14 protein-coding genes are annotated in these 16,767 nt (G+C 66.6%); all 14 read right to left on the minus strand.

From position 1 onward, the window contains the following. Positions 1-7: 7 nt before the first annotated feature. The 14 genes from ACQP0C_RS26480 to ACQP0C_RS26545 all read right to left on the minus strand — a co-directional run bounded on the left by ACQP0C_RS26480 (position 8) and on the right by ACQP0C_RS26545 (position 16,765). Positions 8-931 carry a DMT family transporter gene (locus ACQP0C_RS26480; RefSeq protein WP_433724146.1) on the minus strand — a complete coding sequence of 308 codons (924 nt, stop codon included), beginning with the start codon at positions 929-931 and terminating at the stop codon, positions 8-10. Positions 932-1,081: 150 nt separating this feature from the next. Then, a complete protein-coding gene (gene alc, locus ACQP0C_RS26485; protein ID WP_433724148.1) occupies positions 1,082-2,248 on the minus strand; it encodes an allantoicase in 1,167 nt (388 codons plus the stop codon). Next, positions 2,245-3,624: an allantoinase AllB gene (gene allB, locus ACQP0C_RS26490; RefSeq protein ID WP_433724150.1), complete on the minus strand. Its 1,380-nt coding sequence runs from the start codon at positions 3,622-3,624 to the stop codon at positions 2,245-2,247. Before allB ends, alc begins: the two co-directional genes overlap by 4 nt. A gap of 19 nt (positions 3,625-3,643) precedes the next feature. Beyond that, positions 3,644-4,954, minus strand: a complete 1,311-nt coding sequence (locus ACQP0C_RS26495; RefSeq protein ID WP_433724152.1) for a glycerate kinase — start codon at positions 4,952-4,954, stop codon at positions 3,644-3,646. Positions 4,955-4,961: 7 nt separating this feature from the next. Further along, positions 4,962-6,737: a glyoxylate carboligase gene (gene gcl, locus ACQP0C_RS26500; RefSeq protein WP_433724154.1), complete on the minus strand. Its 1,776-nt coding sequence runs from the start codon at positions 6,735-6,737 to the stop codon at positions 4,962-4,964. A gap of 2 nt (positions 6,738-6,739) precedes the next feature. After that, on the minus strand, positions 6,740-7,672 hold the full coding sequence (locus tag ACQP0C_RS26505; protein WP_433724156.1) for an NAD(P)-dependent oxidoreductase: 933 nt from the start codon (positions 7,670-7,672) through the stop codon (positions 6,740-6,742). Continuing rightward, on the minus strand, positions 7,669-8,472 hold the full coding sequence (locus ACQP0C_RS26510) for a hydroxypyruvate isomerase family protein (RefSeq protein WP_433724158.1): 804 nt from the start codon (positions 8,470-8,472) through the stop codon (positions 7,669-7,671). Before ACQP0C_RS26510 ends, ACQP0C_RS26505 begins: the two co-directional genes overlap by 4 nt. Continuing rightward, positions 8,469-8,849 carry an allophanate hydrolase-related protein gene (locus ACQP0C_RS26515; protein WP_433724160.1) on the minus strand — a complete coding sequence of 127 codons (381 nt, stop codon included), beginning with the start codon at positions 8,847-8,849 and terminating at the stop codon, positions 8,469-8,471. The genes ACQP0C_RS26510 and ACQP0C_RS26515 overlap by 4 nt, the downstream gene beginning before the upstream one ends. 188 nt (positions 8,850-9,037) lie before the next feature. Beyond that, positions 9,038-10,105 carry an XdhC family protein gene (locus ACQP0C_RS26520; protein ID WP_433724162.1) on the minus strand — a complete coding sequence of 356 codons (1,068 nt, stop codon included), beginning with the start codon at positions 10,103-10,105 and terminating at the stop codon, positions 9,038-9,040. A 4-nt stretch (positions 10,106-10,109) separates the two neighbouring features. Further along, a complete protein-coding gene (locus ACQP0C_RS26525) occupies positions 10,110-11,552 on the minus strand; it encodes an NCS2 family permease (RefSeq protein WP_433724166.1) in 1,443 nt (480 codons plus the stop codon). Between the two features lie 128 nt (positions 11,553-11,680). Then, the gene (locus ACQP0C_RS26530; protein WP_433724168.1) at positions 11,681-14,014 is read right to left on the minus strand and encodes a xanthine dehydrogenase family protein molybdopterin-binding subunit; all 2,334 of its coding nucleotides are present in this window, start codon (positions 14,012-14,014) and stop codon (positions 11,681-11,683) included. Further along, the gene (locus ACQP0C_RS26535) at positions 14,014-15,423 is read right to left on the minus strand and encodes an 8-oxoguanine deaminase (RefSeq protein WP_433724170.1); all 1,410 of its coding nucleotides are present in this window, start codon (positions 15,421-15,423) and stop codon (positions 14,014-14,016) included. Before ACQP0C_RS26535 ends, ACQP0C_RS26530 begins: the two co-directional genes overlap by 1 nt. Beyond that, positions 15,420-15,890 (minus strand): (2Fe-2S)-binding protein, encoded by a 471-nt coding sequence (locus ACQP0C_RS26540; RefSeq protein WP_433679032.1) that lies wholly within the window; start codon positions 15,888-15,890, stop codon positions 15,420-15,422. The genes ACQP0C_RS26535 and ACQP0C_RS26540 overlap by 4 nt, the downstream gene beginning before the upstream one ends. Further along, on the minus strand, positions 15,890-16,765 hold the full coding sequence (locus tag ACQP0C_RS26545; RefSeq protein WP_433724172.1) for an FAD binding domain-containing protein: 876 nt from the start codon (positions 16,763-16,765) through the stop codon (positions 15,890-15,892). The genes ACQP0C_RS26540 and ACQP0C_RS26545 overlap by 1 nt, the downstream gene beginning before the upstream one ends. Positions 16,766-16,767: the final 2 nt, after the last annotated feature.

Consider the following 16,767-nt stretch of genomic DNA (forward strand, 5'->3'; position numbering starts at 1 on the left):
GCTGCGATCACGCGGTAGTTTCGGCCGCCTCGGGATCGACCGGTGCGGGGACGCGTGGGCGGGACCGGGTAGTCGCCACACCGGCCAGGCACAGGACACCACCGACGATGGTCACCGGGCCAGGTACTTCGTCGAGCGCGATCCACGACATCACAACAACGAGTGCGGGAACGACATAGGTGGTGACGCCCATTTTTCCGGCGGTAGTGCGTGCAAGGGCGTAGGCCCAAGTGGTGAACGCCAATGCCGTCGGGAAGACGCCCAGGTACACCAGACTCAGCGTCGATGACAGTGGTGCTGCGGCGGCCTCGGTGATCAGCTGCCAGGAGAACGGCAGACACGCGACCGTTCCGATAACGGCGCCGAAGGCGGTCACCTGCAGGGCGGATGCGCTGGCCAGCGCGGGTTTCTGCGCGATGGTCGATGCGGCCCAGACGATCGCGGCGATCAGACACAGCACGACACCGAGCACCGCGGCGCCACCGCCGTCGGAGGTCGAGAGTCCGACCACGATCGTGCCCGCGAACGATACCGCCAGACCCGCCATCAGCCGGGCCGGAAACCCCTCCCGCAACACCAGACCGCCGAGCACCGCGATCAATACCGGTCCGATGCCGACCACCATCGCCGCGGTCCCGGCATCGACATTGCGCTCGCCCCAGTTCAACGCCACCATATAGACGCCGAACCAGAGCACCCCGGAGACGATGATGCCCGGCCACGCGGCCCGAACCGGCACGCCCTCCCGTCTGATGACCAGCACCGCGACGAGCGTGACCGAGGCCGCGAGCAACCGGCCCAGCGCCAGCGCGCCCGGCGAGAAATCGTGTCCCGCAGCGCGAATGAAGACGAAGGCCGAAGCCCACAGCACCACCGTCACGGCCGCCGCGACAATGGCTTGCCGATCAGCCGACCCGTCATCGCGCACCATGCGCCGAACGCTAGAACAGGTCGGACCCGATCGCCAGCGGTTTTCCGACCACGCCTTGGCCCGGGGTACGCGGGCTCAGCGCCCATTCCTGCGCCGATCTCGCGGGATTCGGCTCAGGAATATGGGCGATGCGGCCACTCTCGGTCGCGACTACGGTGCGAGGAGCGTGTCGATCACGGACGACGGAACTGCGTCGGGACTCGCAAAGGGGCGTTGTGCGAGCAGTTTCCTCGCATCGTCGTGGGACAGCCCGGCATCGGTGGTGAGCACCTGAAGTGCGTGCGGTTCCGGGAGGGCGTCGAGCCAGGCGACGGTATCGGCGACCACAGTGGCCGGATCGACCTCACCGTGGACTCGGAGTCGGGCCACGCCGCCGTCGGGGTAGACATCGAGCCGCACATGGGTGACCGGCTCGCCCGCACCGATCCGGAAGAAGTGGCGGGCGTCGGGCTGCAGCCGGGTCCGCGGCAGCAATTCGGTCCAGCTCGACGGATCGTCGAGATCCGCACCGGATGCGGCGTCCGCACCGCGCAGCACCGCCCAACCCGGGGCATTGCCAACGTAATTCGAGGTATCGATCTCTACGCGCCGCACCGCCCCTCGCGCGCCGAGTCGCACGGTGACGTGATCGTTGCCGGAGTCGCGTCGGCGCGCGCCCTCCCAGCCCTCGTCCATCTGCCGTGATCGGCCGGGCAACAGGATATTGGTCGGCGCGGAGAAGAACATATTCGAGCAGTCGACGACCTGGCCGCCGTGCTCGAGCGCGGCGAGATCAACTGTGCCACTGAGGAAACGGGGATCGGGCAGCGCGGTGCCGTGCACACGGAAGCGGGCGACGCCGCCGTCCGGATAGATCGAGAGCCGCACGTGGGTGAAGCGACGCTCGTCGGTCACTTCGAAGAAGTTATCGGTATTGCCCTCGATTTCGGACTTCGCGACCAAGCTCACCCAGTCGGCCTGCCGCAGTTCGGCCGGGGACGGCTGGCCCTGCACACTCGTCGCCTCGACCGAGGCGAAGGGCGGATAATTGCCGATGAACCACGCGGTATCGATGACGACACCGTGCACCCGGCCGGGCACACCGAGCCGAATCAGCGCATAGTCGTTGCCGGTCTCGCGCCGACGGCGGGTCTCCCAGCCGTCATAGGTCTTGCCCTTGTGGCCGAAGTCCTCGGTGCTGAATACCGCACGGCCGGGCCGGATCAGGTTCTCCCGCTCGGCGAACAATTCGTCGTTGGCGTAGACCACACTGCCCGCGAGCGCGCGGGAGGCGAGATCGGGCAGTCGGGTGAAGGCGGGGGCGGTTGGATCGGTCATATTTCTCCTCGGGCCAGGAGCCGCCCCTGCGGCTCGTCGTCGATATCGATTCGGTTGCCGCGCAACCAGGTACCGCGCACCGCACCCGCCAGCGGGCGGGCCGCGTACGGCGTGACGGCGTTCTTGTGGTGCAGGCGGTGTGCGTCGACAACGAAGGCGTCATCGGGTGCGAAGACACAGAAGTCCGCGTCGTAGCCGACCTCGATGGCGCCCTTGCGGCGCAGACCGGCGTATCGGGCGGGTGCTCGGCTCATCCAGCGGGCGAGATCGACCAGGGTGAACCCGCGCAGTCGCGCCTCGGTCCACACCGCCGAAAGTCCCAGCTGCAGTGAGGAGATCCCGCCCCACGCGCGGGCGAAGTCACCGGTGTCGAAGCATTTCAGGTCCGCGGTCGATGGCGAGTGGTCCGAGACGACCATGTCGATGGTGCCATCGCCCAACCCTGCCCAGAGCAGCTCGCGATTGCCGCTCTCGCGGATCGGTGGGCAGCATTTGAATTGTGTTGCTCCGTCCGGGATCTCCTCGGCGGCGAAGGACAGGTAATGCGGACAGGTTTCGGCGGTGATCCGGACGCCATCGCGGCGGGCCGAGGCGATCATCGGCAGCGCGTCCGAACTCGATACGTGCAGAATGTGCACGCGGCAGCCGGTCCAGCGGGCCAGTTCGATCACCTGGGCGACGGCCAGATTCTCCGCACCGCGTGGACGCGAACGCAGGAATCCGGAGTACTTGTCCCCCTGCGGAATCGGTGCACGCTCGATCGCGTGCGCGTCCTCGGCGTGCACGATGAGCAGTCCGTCGAACGATCGGATCTCGCGCATCGCCAGCTCCAGCCCGGTGGCGTCCAGTGCCGGGAATTCGTCGACGCCGGAGTGCAGCAGAAAGCATTTGAAGCCGAATACACCGGCATCCTGCAGTGGTCGCAGCTCCGCCACATTCCCCGGGATCGCCCCGCCCCAGAACCCGACATCGACGTACACCCGATCCCGCGCGGTCTTGCGCTTCACCTCGAGTGCGGCGAGATCGCAGGTCGGCGGAATGCTGTTGAGCGGCATATCGATAATGGTGGTGACACCACCGGCGGCGGCGGCCTTGGTCGCGCTCGGGAAGCCCTCCCATTCGGTGCGCCCCGGATCGTTGACGTGCACATGCGCATCCACGACACCGGGCAGCAGCACCTCGTCCGCGGCCAGTTCGACCACCGATTTGGCGGCCAGGGCGCAGTCCAGCGGCTCGATCGCCACGATCCGGCCGTCGCGCACGCCGACCGAGCCGCTGGTCTGCCCCGCCGTCCCGATGATCCGCTCCGCGCGGATCACCAGGTCCAGGTGGGCGGGGATCGGTGAAATCGTCTTGATCTCAGAGTTTTTCCGCATCACGCGACTCTGTCGTTGGTCATCGGAATCTCCCGTCGAATGTCCTCGCGCCACCGCCGTTGTGGGAGGCGGCCGCGACAATGTCATCGGCCAGGTCCGCCACCGTGCGCTGCGCAGTGGACGCCTCGGGCCGCGGCGCGGCGGCATGGTCTGTAGACATGTGGTCCGGCGACCGGTGCCCGGCAGATGGCTGCCCGGTCGTCGGATCCGGCGGCAGATGTTCGGCGGCAATCCGCATACCCAGCCGCTCGAGCAGCAGTTCACCTTCCGCGAAGCAGCGCGCGATATCCGGTTCGATATCGGCAAGTGCGTATGCGGCGGAGAATCCTGCTGCACGCAATCGCTTGGTGGGCAGTACATTCCGGCCACAGACGGCGACTACCGGCACACCCGAGAACCGCGCGGCGGTAGCGACACCAGCCGGTGCCTTGCCGTACAGGGTCTGCTCGTCGAGCATGCCCTCCCCGGTCACCACCAGATCCGCACCGGCCACCCGTTCGCCGAAACCGACCAGCTCCAGCACCAATTCGATCCCGGGACGCAGCCGAGCACCGAGCACGGTGACGGCGGCGAACCCGACCCCGCCCGCCGCACCGGCACCCGCACGATCACGCAGATCGGTGCCGGTCACGGCCGCGACACAGTCGGCCCACCGCGTGAGCGCCGCATCCAGCGCCGCCACTTGGGCACCATCGGCGCCCTTTTGCGGACCGTAGACCGCGGCCGCACCGCGCGGACCGGTGAGCGGATTGTCGACATCGCAGGCGACGGTGATTTCGACCCCGACCAGCCGTTCCCGCACCTTCGCAAGGTCGATCGTGTGCAGCCGCGCCAATGCCGCACCACCGTCACCGATTTCGGCCCCGTCGGCATCGAGCAGCCGCGCACCGAGCGCCCGCAGCAGTCCGGCGCCGCCATCGGTGCCCGCACTCCCGCCGATGCCGAGCACCACATGGCGGCATCCGGCCTCGATCGCCGCGGCGATGACCGCGCCGGTGCCCCGGCTGGTCGCGGTCATCGGCGCGAACTCACCGCCCGGCAGTCGCACGAGCCCGGATACATCCGCCAACTCCACGACAGCGATATCGTCGCGGCGAGCATAGGCCGTGCACACCGGTTCGCCGGTGGGTCCGGGCGCGGTCACCAGCACCGCCTCGTATCCGGCGGCCAAGGCGGCGGCGACGGTGCCGTCCCCGCCGTCCGCGATCGGCACCACCGACACCTCGGCATCGGGTCGGATGCGGTGGATGCCGGTGCGGACCGCGGCACCGACCTGCGCGGCGGTCAATGATCCCTTGAATTTGTCGGATGCGATCAGGACTCGAGTCATGGGGCGCTCAGTCCAGCTGTGCGGTCGCGGTGGGCACGTCGGCGGCGGAGCGGGCCAGTTCCTCGAATTCGACGATATTGTCGATCTCGAGTCCCATCGACACATTCGTGACGCGTTCGAGAATGACCTCGACGACCACCGGCACCCGGAATTCGGCGACGAGCTTTTTCGCCTCATCCAGCGCGGAACCGATCCAGGCCGGATCGAATACCCGAATCGCCTTGCAGCCCAATCCTTCCGCCACCTTGACATGATCGACGCCGTAGCCGGCCAGCTCCGGGCTGTTGATATTGTCGAAGGCCAGCTGCACGTAGTAGTCCATATCGAAGGCCCGCTGTGCCTGACGGATCAGGCCCAGGTACGAGTTGTTCACCACGACATGGATGTACGGGATATTGAACTGCGCGCCGACCGCCAATTCCTCGATCAGGAACTGGAAGTCGTAGTCACCCGACAGCGCCACCACGGTGGATTCGGGATCAGCGGTGGCGACACCGATGGCCGCTGGCACGGTCCAGCCGAGCGGCCCGGCTTGGCCCGCGTTGATCCAATGCCGCGGGCGGTAGACGTGCAGCAGCTGCGCCGCCTGGATCTGCGAGAGGCCGATGGTGCTAACGTAGCGCACATCGGGTCCGAACGCCTTGTTCATCTCCTCGTACACCCGCTGCGGTTTGATCGGCATATCGTCGAAGTGTGTCTTGCGCAGCCCCACGTGTTTCCGGTTGCGGCACTGCTCGGCCCACACACCGCGATCGGGCAGCCGCCCGGCGGCATCGAGTTCCCGCGCGACCTCGATGAAGATCCGCAGCGCGGCGCCCGCATCGGAGGTGATGCCGAAATCCGGTGCGAAGACGCGCCCGATCTGGGTCGGCTCGATATCGACGTGTACGAAGGTGCGGTCTTTGGTGTAGGTGTCCACACCACCGGTGTGCCGGTTGGCCCAACGGTTTCCGATGCCGAGGACGAAATCGGATTCCAGCAGGGTGGCATTGCCGTACCGGTGCGAGGTCTGCAGACCGACCATGCCGGCGTGCAGTGCGTGGTCATCGGGAATCGTGCCCCAGCCCATCAGGGTCGGCACCACCGGAACACCGGTCAGTTCGGCGAATTCGACCAGCAATGCCGCGGCGTCGGCATTCACGATGCCGCCGCCCGCGACGATGAGCGGGCGCTGCGCCGCGTTCAACATCTCGATGGCCTTGACCGCCTGTGCCCGCGTCGCGGCCGGACGGTGCACCTGCAGCGGCTCGTAAGTCTGGATATCGAATTCGATTTCGGCGAGCTGCACATCGACCGGCAGATCGATCAGCACCGGGCCGGGACGTCCCTCGCGCATCAACCGGAACGCCTTCTGGAAGGTGCCCGGCACCTGCGCGGGCTCGAGCACCGTGACCGCCCACTTGCTGACCGGCGCGGCGATCGAGGCGATATCGACGGCCTGGAAATCCTCCTTGTGCAGTTTGGCCACCGGCGCCTGACCGGTGATGCACAGAATCGGAATGGAGTCCGCACTCGCCGAATACAGGCCGGTGATCATATCGGTGCCCGCCGGACCCGAGGTCCCGATGCAGACACCGATATTGCCGGGCGCGGCGCGGGTGTAGCCCTCGGCCATATGCGAGGCCGCCTCGACGTGGCGGGCCAGCACATGCTTGATACCGCCGTGCGCGCGCATGGCGCTGTAGAAGGGGTTGATCGCGGCACCGGGCAGACCGAATGCCTGTGTCGCACCTTCCTTTTCGAGAATCAGAACCGCGGCGTCCACGGTGCGCATGCGTGCCATGGTCAGTTCTCCCCGCTCTGCCCCGACAGCGCCTCGGTGACCTTCAGCAGACCGGAGTGGTCCAGCGAACCGTGGCCCATGGCGCGGGCGGCGGCGATCAGCTGTGCGGTGAGCGCGCCCATCGGGATCGACACCTCGGCGTCGCGGGCGGCCTGCAGGATGATGCCCATATCCTTGTGGTGCAGGTCGATACGGAAGCCGGGCTTGAAGTCCCGCTTCAGCATGGACGCGCGCTTGAGTTCGAGGATCTTGCTGCCCGCGAGTCCGCCCGCCAGCACATCCAGCCCCTTCTCCGCATCGGCGCCCAGGTTCTCCATCAGCAGGATCGCCTCGGCCACCAGCGCGTAGGTGCCGCCGACGACGAGCTGGTTGGCGGCCTTGACCACCTGACCGGCGCCATTCGGGCCGACCAGCGCGAAGGTCTTGCCGACCGCCTCGAAAATCGGAGTGGCCGCGACGAAGTCGGCCTCGGCACCGCCGACCATGATCGACAGCGCGGCATTGATCGCGCCGGGCTCACCGCCGGAGACCGGGGCGTCGAGCACGCGCAGGCTCTTCTTGGCGCCCTGCTCCGCGGTCCAGCGCGCGGTCTTCGGCGTGATGGTGGAGAAGTCGATGTAGAGCGTGCCGGGTGCGGCGTGCACCAGGACATCGGCGAAGACCGCCTCGACGTGCTCGTCCTGGGGCAGCATCGTGATGACGATGTCGCAGTCCCGCACCGCTTCCGCGACACCGGAGGCGGTCGAACCACCCGCCGCCTTCAGCTTCTCCAGACCGGTGGGGCCGATATCGTAGCCGGTCACCTCGTGTCCGGCCTTGACCAGGTGGCCCGCCATCGGGCTGCCCATGATTCCCAGGCCGATAAAACCGATCTTGCGCCCACCCGTCGCCCGGTCGCCGCCCCGCACGGAATCGCTACGCGTTGCTGCAGTCATTTGATCCACTCCCAATTCAGTTCGGGGTCTTTGTATTCGAGGCCGATCCAGCCGTCGTAGCCGCTGTCGGCGAGGGTTTCGAACAGCCCGGCGAAGTCGAGTTCACCGGTGCCGGGCCGGCCGCGGCCCGGATCGTCGGCGATCTGCACGTGGCCGATATGCGGTGCGTGCGTGCGGATCACCGCGTGCAGCCCCTCATCCATCCGCGCGAGGTGGTAGAGGTCGCAGAGGAAGCGCACGTTGGGCGCGCCGGTCTGCTCGATGATCTGGACGGCGTGCGCGGCGCTGACGATCGGATAGTTCGGCGACTCAAAGGAATTCAGCGCCTCCAGCAGTACGGTGGCACCGATGGCATCCGCCGCCTGCGCGGCCAGACGCAGGTTCTCCAGTGCGAGCTCGTCCTGCTTCTCCGGGCTCTCGCCCTCGACCCGGTTGCCGTACAGGGCGTTGAGCGCACGGCAGCCGGTCTCCTCGGCGATGCCGACGGCGACATCGATATTGTCGCGGAACCTGGTGACCTCGCTCGGAATGGAGACCAGACCGCGTCCGCCCGCCGGAATCAGATCGATGAAGTTCAGCCCGACCAATTCCACGCCGGCATCGCGGATCGCGCCGACGAATGCGTCGATCTGCTTATCGCCCGGCGTCGGATCCTCCCCGAACGGCCACCAGAATTCGACCGCGTCGAATCCGGCTTGTTTTGCCGCGGCGGGTCGTTCGAGCAACGGGAGATCGGTGAACAGGATCGAACAATTGACGTCGAATTTCGGGAACGCTGGGCCCCCGGCCTGCTTGGTCATTCAGCTCCTTCACGGTATTTCCGCCAGCTGCCGATGGCGGTGATGTCGATCAGCTCCGGATATGAGGTGGGCGGGCGGCGCAGCACCATCGACAGGACCGAACGGCCGTCGTCGAGTTCGATCGCGCCGAGTTCGAGTTCGGGCGGTTCGGCTGGTAGCAGCCGCTGCCGCAGCACCTCCATCGGGACGTCGAAGAGTTCGCCGGAGATCGAGTCGCCGCCATCGGCGGCGGGATCCAGACCCGGGAATCGGTTGCCGACCGAATAGAAACGATAGCGCGGTGCGGTTTTCGCTTCCCCCGCGAAAGGCGCACCGTCCAGCAGATGATTGAGCGGTCCGCCACGCATGGCGGAACCATTCAGAAATATCAACGGCATTCAGCGGTTCCTTTGTTCGCAATTTCGTCAATTATGTTGGCCGACCGCACTGTCGGAACAGCGGTAATGAGCACGAAGCCGATCGAATATCCCTGAGCCGATTTCGTAGGATGCTCCAGCCGCGGACTCGGCGCCGAAACCGCGCACCCCGCGTACCGGATGTACGGATGCACGGCGGGGTGCGCGGTTCACCAGACCGGGAGCAGGTCCCGGTGGATCGGTCCGCCGGTGGCGGTGAGCGGTTGGGCCGAACCACCACGGCGGATCGCGACGATCTCGGCGGCGACGGATACCGCCGTCTCCTCCGCGGTGCGCGCGCCCAGATCCAGACCGATGGGTGAATGCAATTGGGCCAGTTCGGATTCCGTCATACCGGCGGCGCGCAGCCGAGCCATGCGGTCCTCGTGGGTGCGACGGGAACCCATAGCACCCACATAGGCCACCGGCAGTCGCAGCGCCACCTCGAGCAGCGGGATATCGAATTTGGCGTCATGGGTGAGCACACACAGCACGGTGCGCGAATCGACCTGTGTGCGTGCGAGATAGCGGTCCGGCCACTGCACGACGATCTCGTCGGCGTCCGGAAAACGCGCATGGGTGGCGAAGACCGGACGGGCGTCGCAGACGGTGACGTGATATCCGAGAAAGCGTCCGATCCGAGTGACGGCGGCCGCGAAATCTATGGCGCCGAAGACGATCATGCGCGGCGGCGGTACGTAGGATTCCACGAAGACCGTGACTTCATCTGCACCACAGCCGATCTCACGCTTACCGGTGGCGCCGATATCGAGCATCGCCCTGGCCTCGACCACGACCGGCCCGTCGAAGGCGGCGCCGACGGTCCACCAGGAGCCGATCGCCATGGCCGCGCCGGTTTTCAGGTTCCGTACCAGTGCGACCGGCTCATCGGTGCGCAGAATCGCCTCGATGGCGACCCGCTCGACCGCGGTGATCGGCTGGACGAAGACCTCGAGTTCACCGCCGCAGGTCAATCCGACGGCGAAGGCGTCATCATCGCTGTATCCGAAGGTTTCGCGCACCGGCTGCCCGGTGCGCAGGACCTCACGGCAGAGCTCGTACACCGCGCCTTCGACACAGCCACCGGAGATGCTTCCGATGACAATGCCGTCGGCGTCGACCGCCAGTGCCGCACCGGGCGGCCGCGGGGCACTGCCGGTGACGCCGATGACGGTGGCGACGGCGTAATCCTTATCCGCCGCATGCCATTTCCGAAGTTCTGCCGTGAGGTCGCGCATGGTGCTATCCGCCCAGGAGTAGTTCGATGGCCGAGATGCCGAAGTAACCGGCGAAGACGAGGCTCACCACCCCGATCAGCCAATGGATTTCACGGAATTTGCCGCGCGCCATTTTGATCACCACATAGGCGATGAGGCCGGCGCCGACACCGTTGGTGATCGAGTAGGTGAACGGCATGAGCACGATCGTCAGGAAGGCGGGTACCGCCACCTCCAGATCGTTCCAGTCGATCTTGCGGGCCTGGGTCATCATCAGCGCACCGACGATCACCAGCGCCGGCGCCGCGGCCTGGATCGGCACCACCGCCGCGAGCGGGGTGAAAAATACCGCGAGACAGAACAATCCACCGGTCACCAGGCTGGTCAGACCGGTACGGGCGCCCTCACCGACACCCGTCGCGGATTCGACGTACACGGTATTGCCCGCGCCGCCGCTGACACCGCCGATGATCTGCGCGACACCGTCGATGGTCAGGACCTTGCCGATGCCGGGCATGGTGCCCTTCTCATCGAGCAGCCCGGCCTCGTCGCAGACGCCGAAAACCGTGCCCATGGCGTCGAAGAACCCGGTCAGCACCAGGGTGAACAGCACGACCCCAGCGACCAGCCCGCCCGCTTCGGCGAATCCGCCGAACAGGTCGATATGCAGTGCCAGTCCGAAATCGGGTGCGGCGAATAAACCCTTCGGCTTCTCCGGCACCACCGGACCCCAGGTCTGCGGGTCGATCTCGGCCGCCGCGTTGACAATGATGGCGAGCACCGTCGCGATGGCGATGCTGATCAGAATCGCACCGGGCACCTTGCGGATGAACAGCGCCAGCATGACCAGCAGGCCGACCGCGAAAACCACTACGGGCCAACCGGATAGATGACCACCGGCCCCGAGGGTGACCGGCGGACCGGTCTGCGCGCCATGTCCGACCACCCCGGCCGAGACCAAGCCGATCATGGCGATGAACATGCCGATCCCGACGCCGATGGCGTTCTTGAGACCGAGCGGAATGGCGTTGATGATCATGGTCCGCAGCCCGGTCGCGGCCAGGATCACGATGATCACGCCCATCAATACGACCAAACCCATGGTCTGCGGCCAGGTCATATGTGGTGCGGCCTGGAAGGCGACCACCGGAACCACGCCGAGGCCCGCGGCGAGCGCCAGGGGCACATTGCCCGCGACACCCATCAGTATGGTGCTCAGTCCTGCGGAAAACGCGGTGGCCGTGGTGAGTTGAGCGATGCTCAGCTTGTCACCGTCGACATCCGCGACACCGCCGAGAATCAGCGGCACCAAGAGGATGACGTAGGCCATGGCGACGAAAGTGGTCAGGCCGCCACGGATTTCGCGGGAAACGGTGGTTCGGCGTTCGCTCAGCCGGAAGAACCGGTCGAGCGCAGACCTTCCTGCTACCGGCTCTGGTGTGCTGGGCTTGGTCTGTATCTGGGTCATTGGCGTGCCCTCCTCGGGGCGTAGCCGACCTACGGTCGGGACTTTTCATCCAGACCGCACGGTTCGGGTACTGCTGTTGTGGGGTCTGTCCGGCCCAACGTGTGGTTGGTCCTGGCTGCCCCTGTTGATCAACTGCTCCGGATGATGTCTTCCGGTCGCACCGGCACTCGGTTGATGTGCACGTTTCCACCCCGCGATCGGCACGCGTCACGGATCGCGGCGGCAATCGCGGGGGTAGAGGAGAGCGTGGGCGGCTCTCCGGCGCCGCGCAGCCCGTAGGGGGCGTGCGGATCGGCATTTTCGAGAATCTCCAGCCGCTGTGACGGCGTATCGAGAATCGTCGGGATCAGGTAGTCGGTGAAGGACGGGTTACGCACCTTGCCGTCTTCGACCTGAATTTCCTCCATGACCGCCAGGCCGAGCCCCTGGACGGAGCCGCCGTGGATCTGGCCCTCCAGCGACAGGCGGTTCATGATCTTGCCCACGTCCTGGACCGCGTCCAGGGAGACGACCTTCACCAGGCCGAGGTCTGTGTCCACATCCACCACGGCGCGGTGTACGCACAGCGCCAGCTGGGTGTGGCTATTGCCCTGTCCCGTAACGGGATCCACACCGGTGGTCGGGCGGTGGTGGTACTCGCGGGTCTCTTCGATAGCCCCCTCATCCAGGACATCGACGATCGCCGCGAGCACCTCCCCTGTCGGCGCGACGACCTTGCCGCCGATCAGCCGCAGCCCGAGATGCGGGCCGAAGCGGGCCTGGGCGAGGGCGAGGACGCGCTGCCGCACCGCCTCGCACGCGGCCTTCACCGCACCACCGGTCATATATGTCTGCCGCGATGCCGACGACGAACCCGAGTCGCCGACCGCGGTATCGGCGGGATGAATGGTCACCCGCTCGATCCCGAGCTCGGTGCGCGCGATCTGCGCCTCCACGGTGACCAAGCCCTGACCGACCTCCGCGGCGGCGGTGTGTACGAGCGCAACCGGTTCTCCGGCAATGACTTCCAGCCGCACCCGCGCCGTCGAATAGTCGTCGAAACCCTCGGAGAAGCAGATGTTCTTGATGCCGACGCCATAGCCGACGCCACGCACCACACCCTCACCATGCGTCGTCTGCGACGCACCACCGGGCAGATTCCGGATATCCGAAGCATCCAGATCCGCGGGCATCGGCATATTCCGCAGTTGCTCCAGCATCTGCGCCATCGGCGTCGGCGCATGCAGCACCTGACCGGTCGCCAACTTCGACCCCTGGGACACGGCATTGATCTGGCGCACGCGCACCGGATCGAGATCCAATGCCTCGGCGACCTTGTCCATCATCGACTCGTGTGCGAAACATGCTTGGACCGCACCGAATCCACGCATCGCACCACACGGCGGATTGTTGGTGTAGACACCATAGGCGTCGATCTCGATATGCGGGATCTCGTACGGGCCGACCGCGAGCGAGGATGCGTTACCGGTGACGTTCAGCGTCGCCGAGGTGTACGCGCCACCGTCGAGGACGATGACAACCTTTGCGTAGGTGAGCTTTCCGGCGGCATTGGCACCGTATTCGTAGAGCATCTTCGCCGGGTGCCGGTGCACGTGCCCGAAGAACGACTCCTCGCGGTTGTACACCATCTTGACGGGCTTGCCCGTGCGCATGGCCAGCATGCCCGCGTGGATCTGCATGGACAGGTCCTCACGGCCACCGAAGGCTCCGCCGACACCGGCCATGGTCATGCGGATCTGGTCGTCGGCCAGGCCGAGGCACGGACCGATCTGGGACAGATCATTGTGCATCCACTGGGTGGCGACGTAGAAGTCGAGCCCGCCGTCCTCGGCCGGAATCACCAGGCCGGATTCGGGGCCGAGGAAGGCCTGGTCCTGAATGCCGACCTCGAATTCCTCGGCGACCACTACGGTGGCCAGTGCGCGGCCCACGGTGATATCGCCGACGCGCACCGGCTGGTGGCGGGCGATACCGCCGCGCTCCTGCACCGCGAGCCGCTTCGGAGCCGAGATCACCGCCATCGGATCGGTAATGGGTTCCAGTACCTCCCAATCGATGTCGATGGCGGCCAGTGCGCGCCGGGCGATCTCGGGGTGGTCGGCGGCGACCAGGGCGATGGGTTCACCGTGGTGGCGCACCTCGCCGATGGCCAGGACCGGCTGATCCCAGGTGTGGTCGAGGCCGTACACCTTGCGACCGGGCACATCCTCATGGGTGAGCACGGCGTGCACACCGGTCATCGCCAGTGCGGGCGCGATATCGATACTGCGGATAATCGCGCGCGGATGCGGGCTGCGCAGGGTCGCGCCCCACAGCATGCCGTCGATCCACAGATCGGAGGAATAGGCGAACTCGCCTCTGACCTTCAGCGTGCCGTCGGGACGCAGCGGGCTCTCGCCGATGCCGCCCTTGCCCGGCGCGACGACCTGGCCTGGGAAGCGGGTGGTCCGTGGGATGGTCATCATGCCTCCTGTCGCATCAGCCGTTTGCGGGCCGCGACTCCGGCCCGGCCGACCACATCCGGTGCGACGGTGCGCAATTCGTCGTTCTCCACGACGGTGCGTCCGCCGACGAGCAGCCGGGCCAGCGGCGGTGTCGGTCCGAAAACCAAGGAGCAGACCGGATCTTCGATCGCCGAACGGAAACCATCGACCCGCCAGACGGCCAGATCGGCGAGCTTGCCGGGTTCGATACTGCCGATCTCGTTGTGGCGGCCCAGGTTACGAGCGCCGCCGAGGGTGCCGATCTCGAGTGCCTGGCGTGCGGTGAAGGCGGTCGGCCCATTGACCGCGCGCTGGAACAGCATGGCCTGACGCATTTCTCCGGCCATCGAGGTGAGTTCGCTCGAGGCCGCGCCATCGACGCCGAGTCCCACCGGTGCACCGGCGGCCACCAGATCGCTGACCCGGGCGATACCCGCACCGAGTCGGGCATTGGAGCTCGGGCAGTGCGCGGAACCGCTGCCGGTTTCGGCGAAGCGACTGATATCGGCATCGTGCAGGTGCACGGCGTGGGCGAACCAGACGTCCTCACCGAGCCAGCCGAGCTTTTCCATATATTCGACCGGGGTGCAGCCCATCTGCTCGATGCAGTGCTCTTCCTCGTCGAGCGTCTCGGCGAGATGGGTGTGCAGCCGAACACCTTTGGCGCGCGCGAGGGTGGCGGAATCGACCATCAGACCCTCACTCACCGAGAACGGCGAACAGGGCGCGACCGCGACGCGCAGCATCGAATCGAACGACGGATCGTGGTACTTGTCGATGACTTCGGCAGTGTGGGCGAGGATTTCGTCGCGACTCTCCACCACCTCGTCCGGCGGCAGACCGCCGTCCTTCTGCCCACGATCCATCGAACCGCGGCACGGGTGGAAGCGCAGACCGATCTCGCTGGCCGCGCGCACCTCGGCCTCGAACAGGTCGCCGCGACCCTTCGGGAAGATGTAGTGGTGATCGCTGCTGGTGGTGCAGCCGGTCAGCGCCAGCCAACCCAGACCAGCGGAAGCCGCGCCGTAAACGACGTCGGCGTCCATGCGCGCCCAAGTGCGGTAGAGACCGGTCAGCCATTCGAACAGGGTCGAGTCCTGGAACAGGCCCTGACTCGCCCACTGGTACAGGTGGTGGTGGGTGTTGACCAGACCGGGGGTAACCAAACAGCCTGTGCCGTCGATCCTTTCGGCATCCGGCACGATCGGCGCGGGACCAGCGCCGAGGGATTCGATACGGCCATTGGCGATGACGACGTATCCGGACGCGATCTCCTCCCCGACGACCGGCGCGATGTACGCGTTCTCGATGACAGTCTTAGGCCCCGTATGCCCGCCCGTCGCCCGACCGCCACCCCTCACGGAATCGCTACGCGATGCTGAACTCATTTGCCCGCCTTACGTGCCGCGGCCAGTCGCACCGCGTCGAGGATCTTCTCGTATCCCGTACAACGACAGAGGTTTCCGGCGAGCGCCTCGCGGATCTCCACATCGGACGGATTCGGATTGCGTTCGATGAGGTCGTGCGCCTGCACGATGAGTCCCGGTGTGCAGAAACCACACTGGACCGCACCGGCCTCGACGAACGCCTCCTGCATCGGATCGAGTTTCGCCCCCTTGGCGAGCCCCTCGACCGTACGCACCGAGCGATCCTGCACCTGCCCCGCGGCCACCAGACAGGAACACACCGGGGTGCCGTCCAAATAGACTGTGCACGAACCGCATTCGCCTTGCTCGCAGGCATTCTTGGAGCCGGGCAGGCCCATCCGCTCGCGGAGCATATACAGCAGGCTCTCGCCCTCCCACACATCGTCGACGTTCTCTCTCGAGCCGTTGACGTCGAAGGTCACACGCATCAGGCTGCCCTCCTTCTTTCTGCCAGGTAGTCCGTCCACGCCCAGGACAGGGTGCGGCGGGCCAGCACCGTCAGGGCATGTTTGCGGTATTCCGCGGTGCCGCGCACGTCATCGATCGGCTTGGCGGCGGCCGAGACCAGTTCGCCGAATTCGCGAACGACCTCGAAAGACAACGGGGACGGGTCATCCCAGTCGAGGGTGGCGGCCAGGAACTCCTCGGCCGGGCCCGCCTGCAGCGGAGTCGGTCCGGCGGAACCGATGCCGGTGCCGACCGTGCGGGTATCGGGGTGCAGCGCGATCGAGAACGCGCAGACCGCGATCACCATGGCATTGCGGGTGCCGACCTTGGAGAAGTACTGCGGTCCCGTGGCGGGCTCGAGCCAGATGGCGCGGATCAGCTCGTCGGGCTCCAGTGCGTTCTTCTTCACCCACACGTAGAAGTCGTCGATCGGGATCAGCCGGGTACCGCGCGCGGCGGATTCCACCTCGATCACCGCATTGGCCGCCAGTAGCGCGGGATGGGCGTCCCCGGCCGGAGACGCGCCGCCGAGATTGCCGCCGACCGTGCCGCGGTTGCGGATCTGCGGCGAACCGACCGTGCGCGAGGCCTGCGCCAGGCCGGGCAGCTGCCGGCCGAGCCGGTTGATGATGCGCACGTACGGGACGCCAGCGCCGATCCGGATCTGGCCGTTGGCCTCGGTCGAATAGTCGAACAGATCGCGACAGCGGTTCAGGTCGAGCAGTGCCGCCGGACGGCCGTGGTCGAAATTGAGTTCGACCATGACATCGGTGCCGCCCTGGATGGGCTTGGCCTCCGGATTCGCGGCCTTCAGCGCCAACGCCTCGGTCCAGGTATCGGGTCGTAGGAAATCCATCG

Source organism: Nocardia sp. CA-129566, from assembly GCF_050956075.1.
Lineage (GTDB): Bacteria > Actinomycetota > Actinomycetes > Mycobacteriales > Mycobacteriaceae > Nocardia.

What these genes read in the sequence shown, in the direction of transcription:
- gcl (WP_433724154.1), bottom strand. Translation starts at nt 6,737, where the DNA reads ATGGCACGCATGCGCACCGTGGACGCCGCGGTTCTGATTCTCGAAAAG.
- ACQP0C_RS26510 (WP_433724158.1), bottom strand. Translation starts at nt 8,472, where the DNA reads ATGACCAAGCAGGCCGGGGGCCCAGCGTTCCCGAAATTCGACGTCAAT.
- allB (WP_433724150.1), bottom strand. Translation starts at nt 3,624, where the DNA reads ATGCGGAAAAACTCTGAGATCAAGACGATTTCACCGATCCCCGCCCAC.
- ACQP0C_RS26495 (WP_433724152.1), bottom strand. Translation starts at nt 4,954, where the DNA reads ATGACTCGAGTCCTGATCGCATCCGACAAATTCAAGGGATCATTGACC.
- ACQP0C_RS26525 (WP_433724166.1), bottom strand. Translation starts at nt 11,552, where the DNA reads ATGACCCAGATACAGACCAAGCCCAGCACACCAGAGCCGGTAGCAGGA.
- ACQP0C_RS26545 (WP_433724172.1), bottom strand. Translation starts at nt 16,765, where the DNA reads ATGGATTTCCTACGACCCGATACCTGGACCGAGGCGTTGGCGCTGAAG.
- ACQP0C_RS26515 (WP_433724160.1), bottom strand. Translation starts at nt 8,849, where the DNA reads ATGCCGTTGATATTTCTGAATGGTTCCGCCATGCGTGGCGGACCGCTC.
- ACQP0C_RS26535 (WP_433724170.1), bottom strand. Translation starts at nt 15,423, where the DNA reads ATGAGTTCAGCATCGCGTAGCGATTCCGTGAGGGGTGGCGGTCGGGCG.
- ACQP0C_RS26540 (WP_433679032.1), bottom strand. Translation starts at nt 15,890, where the DNA reads ATGCGTGTGACCTTCGACGTCAACGGCTCGAGAGAGAACGTCGACGAT.
- ACQP0C_RS26530 (WP_433724168.1), bottom strand. Translation starts at nt 14,014, where the DNA reads ATGACCATCCCACGGACCACCCGCTTCCCAGGCCAGGTCGTCGCGCCG.
- ACQP0C_RS26505 (WP_433724156.1), bottom strand. Translation starts at nt 7,672, where the DNA reads ATGACTGCAGCAACGCGTAGCGATTCCGTGCGGGGCGGCGACCGGGCG.
- ACQP0C_RS26480 (WP_433724146.1), bottom strand. Translation starts at nt 931, where the DNA reads ATGGTGCGCGATGACGGGTCGGCTGATCGGCAAGCCATTGTCGCGGCG.
- alc (WP_433724148.1), bottom strand. Translation starts at nt 2,248, where the DNA reads ATGACCGATCCAACCGCCCCCGCCTTCACCCGACTGCCCGATCTCGCC.
- ACQP0C_RS26520 (WP_433724162.1), bottom strand. Translation starts at nt 10,105, where the DNA reads ATGCGCGACCTCACGGCAGAACTTCGGAAATGGCATGCGGCGGATAAG.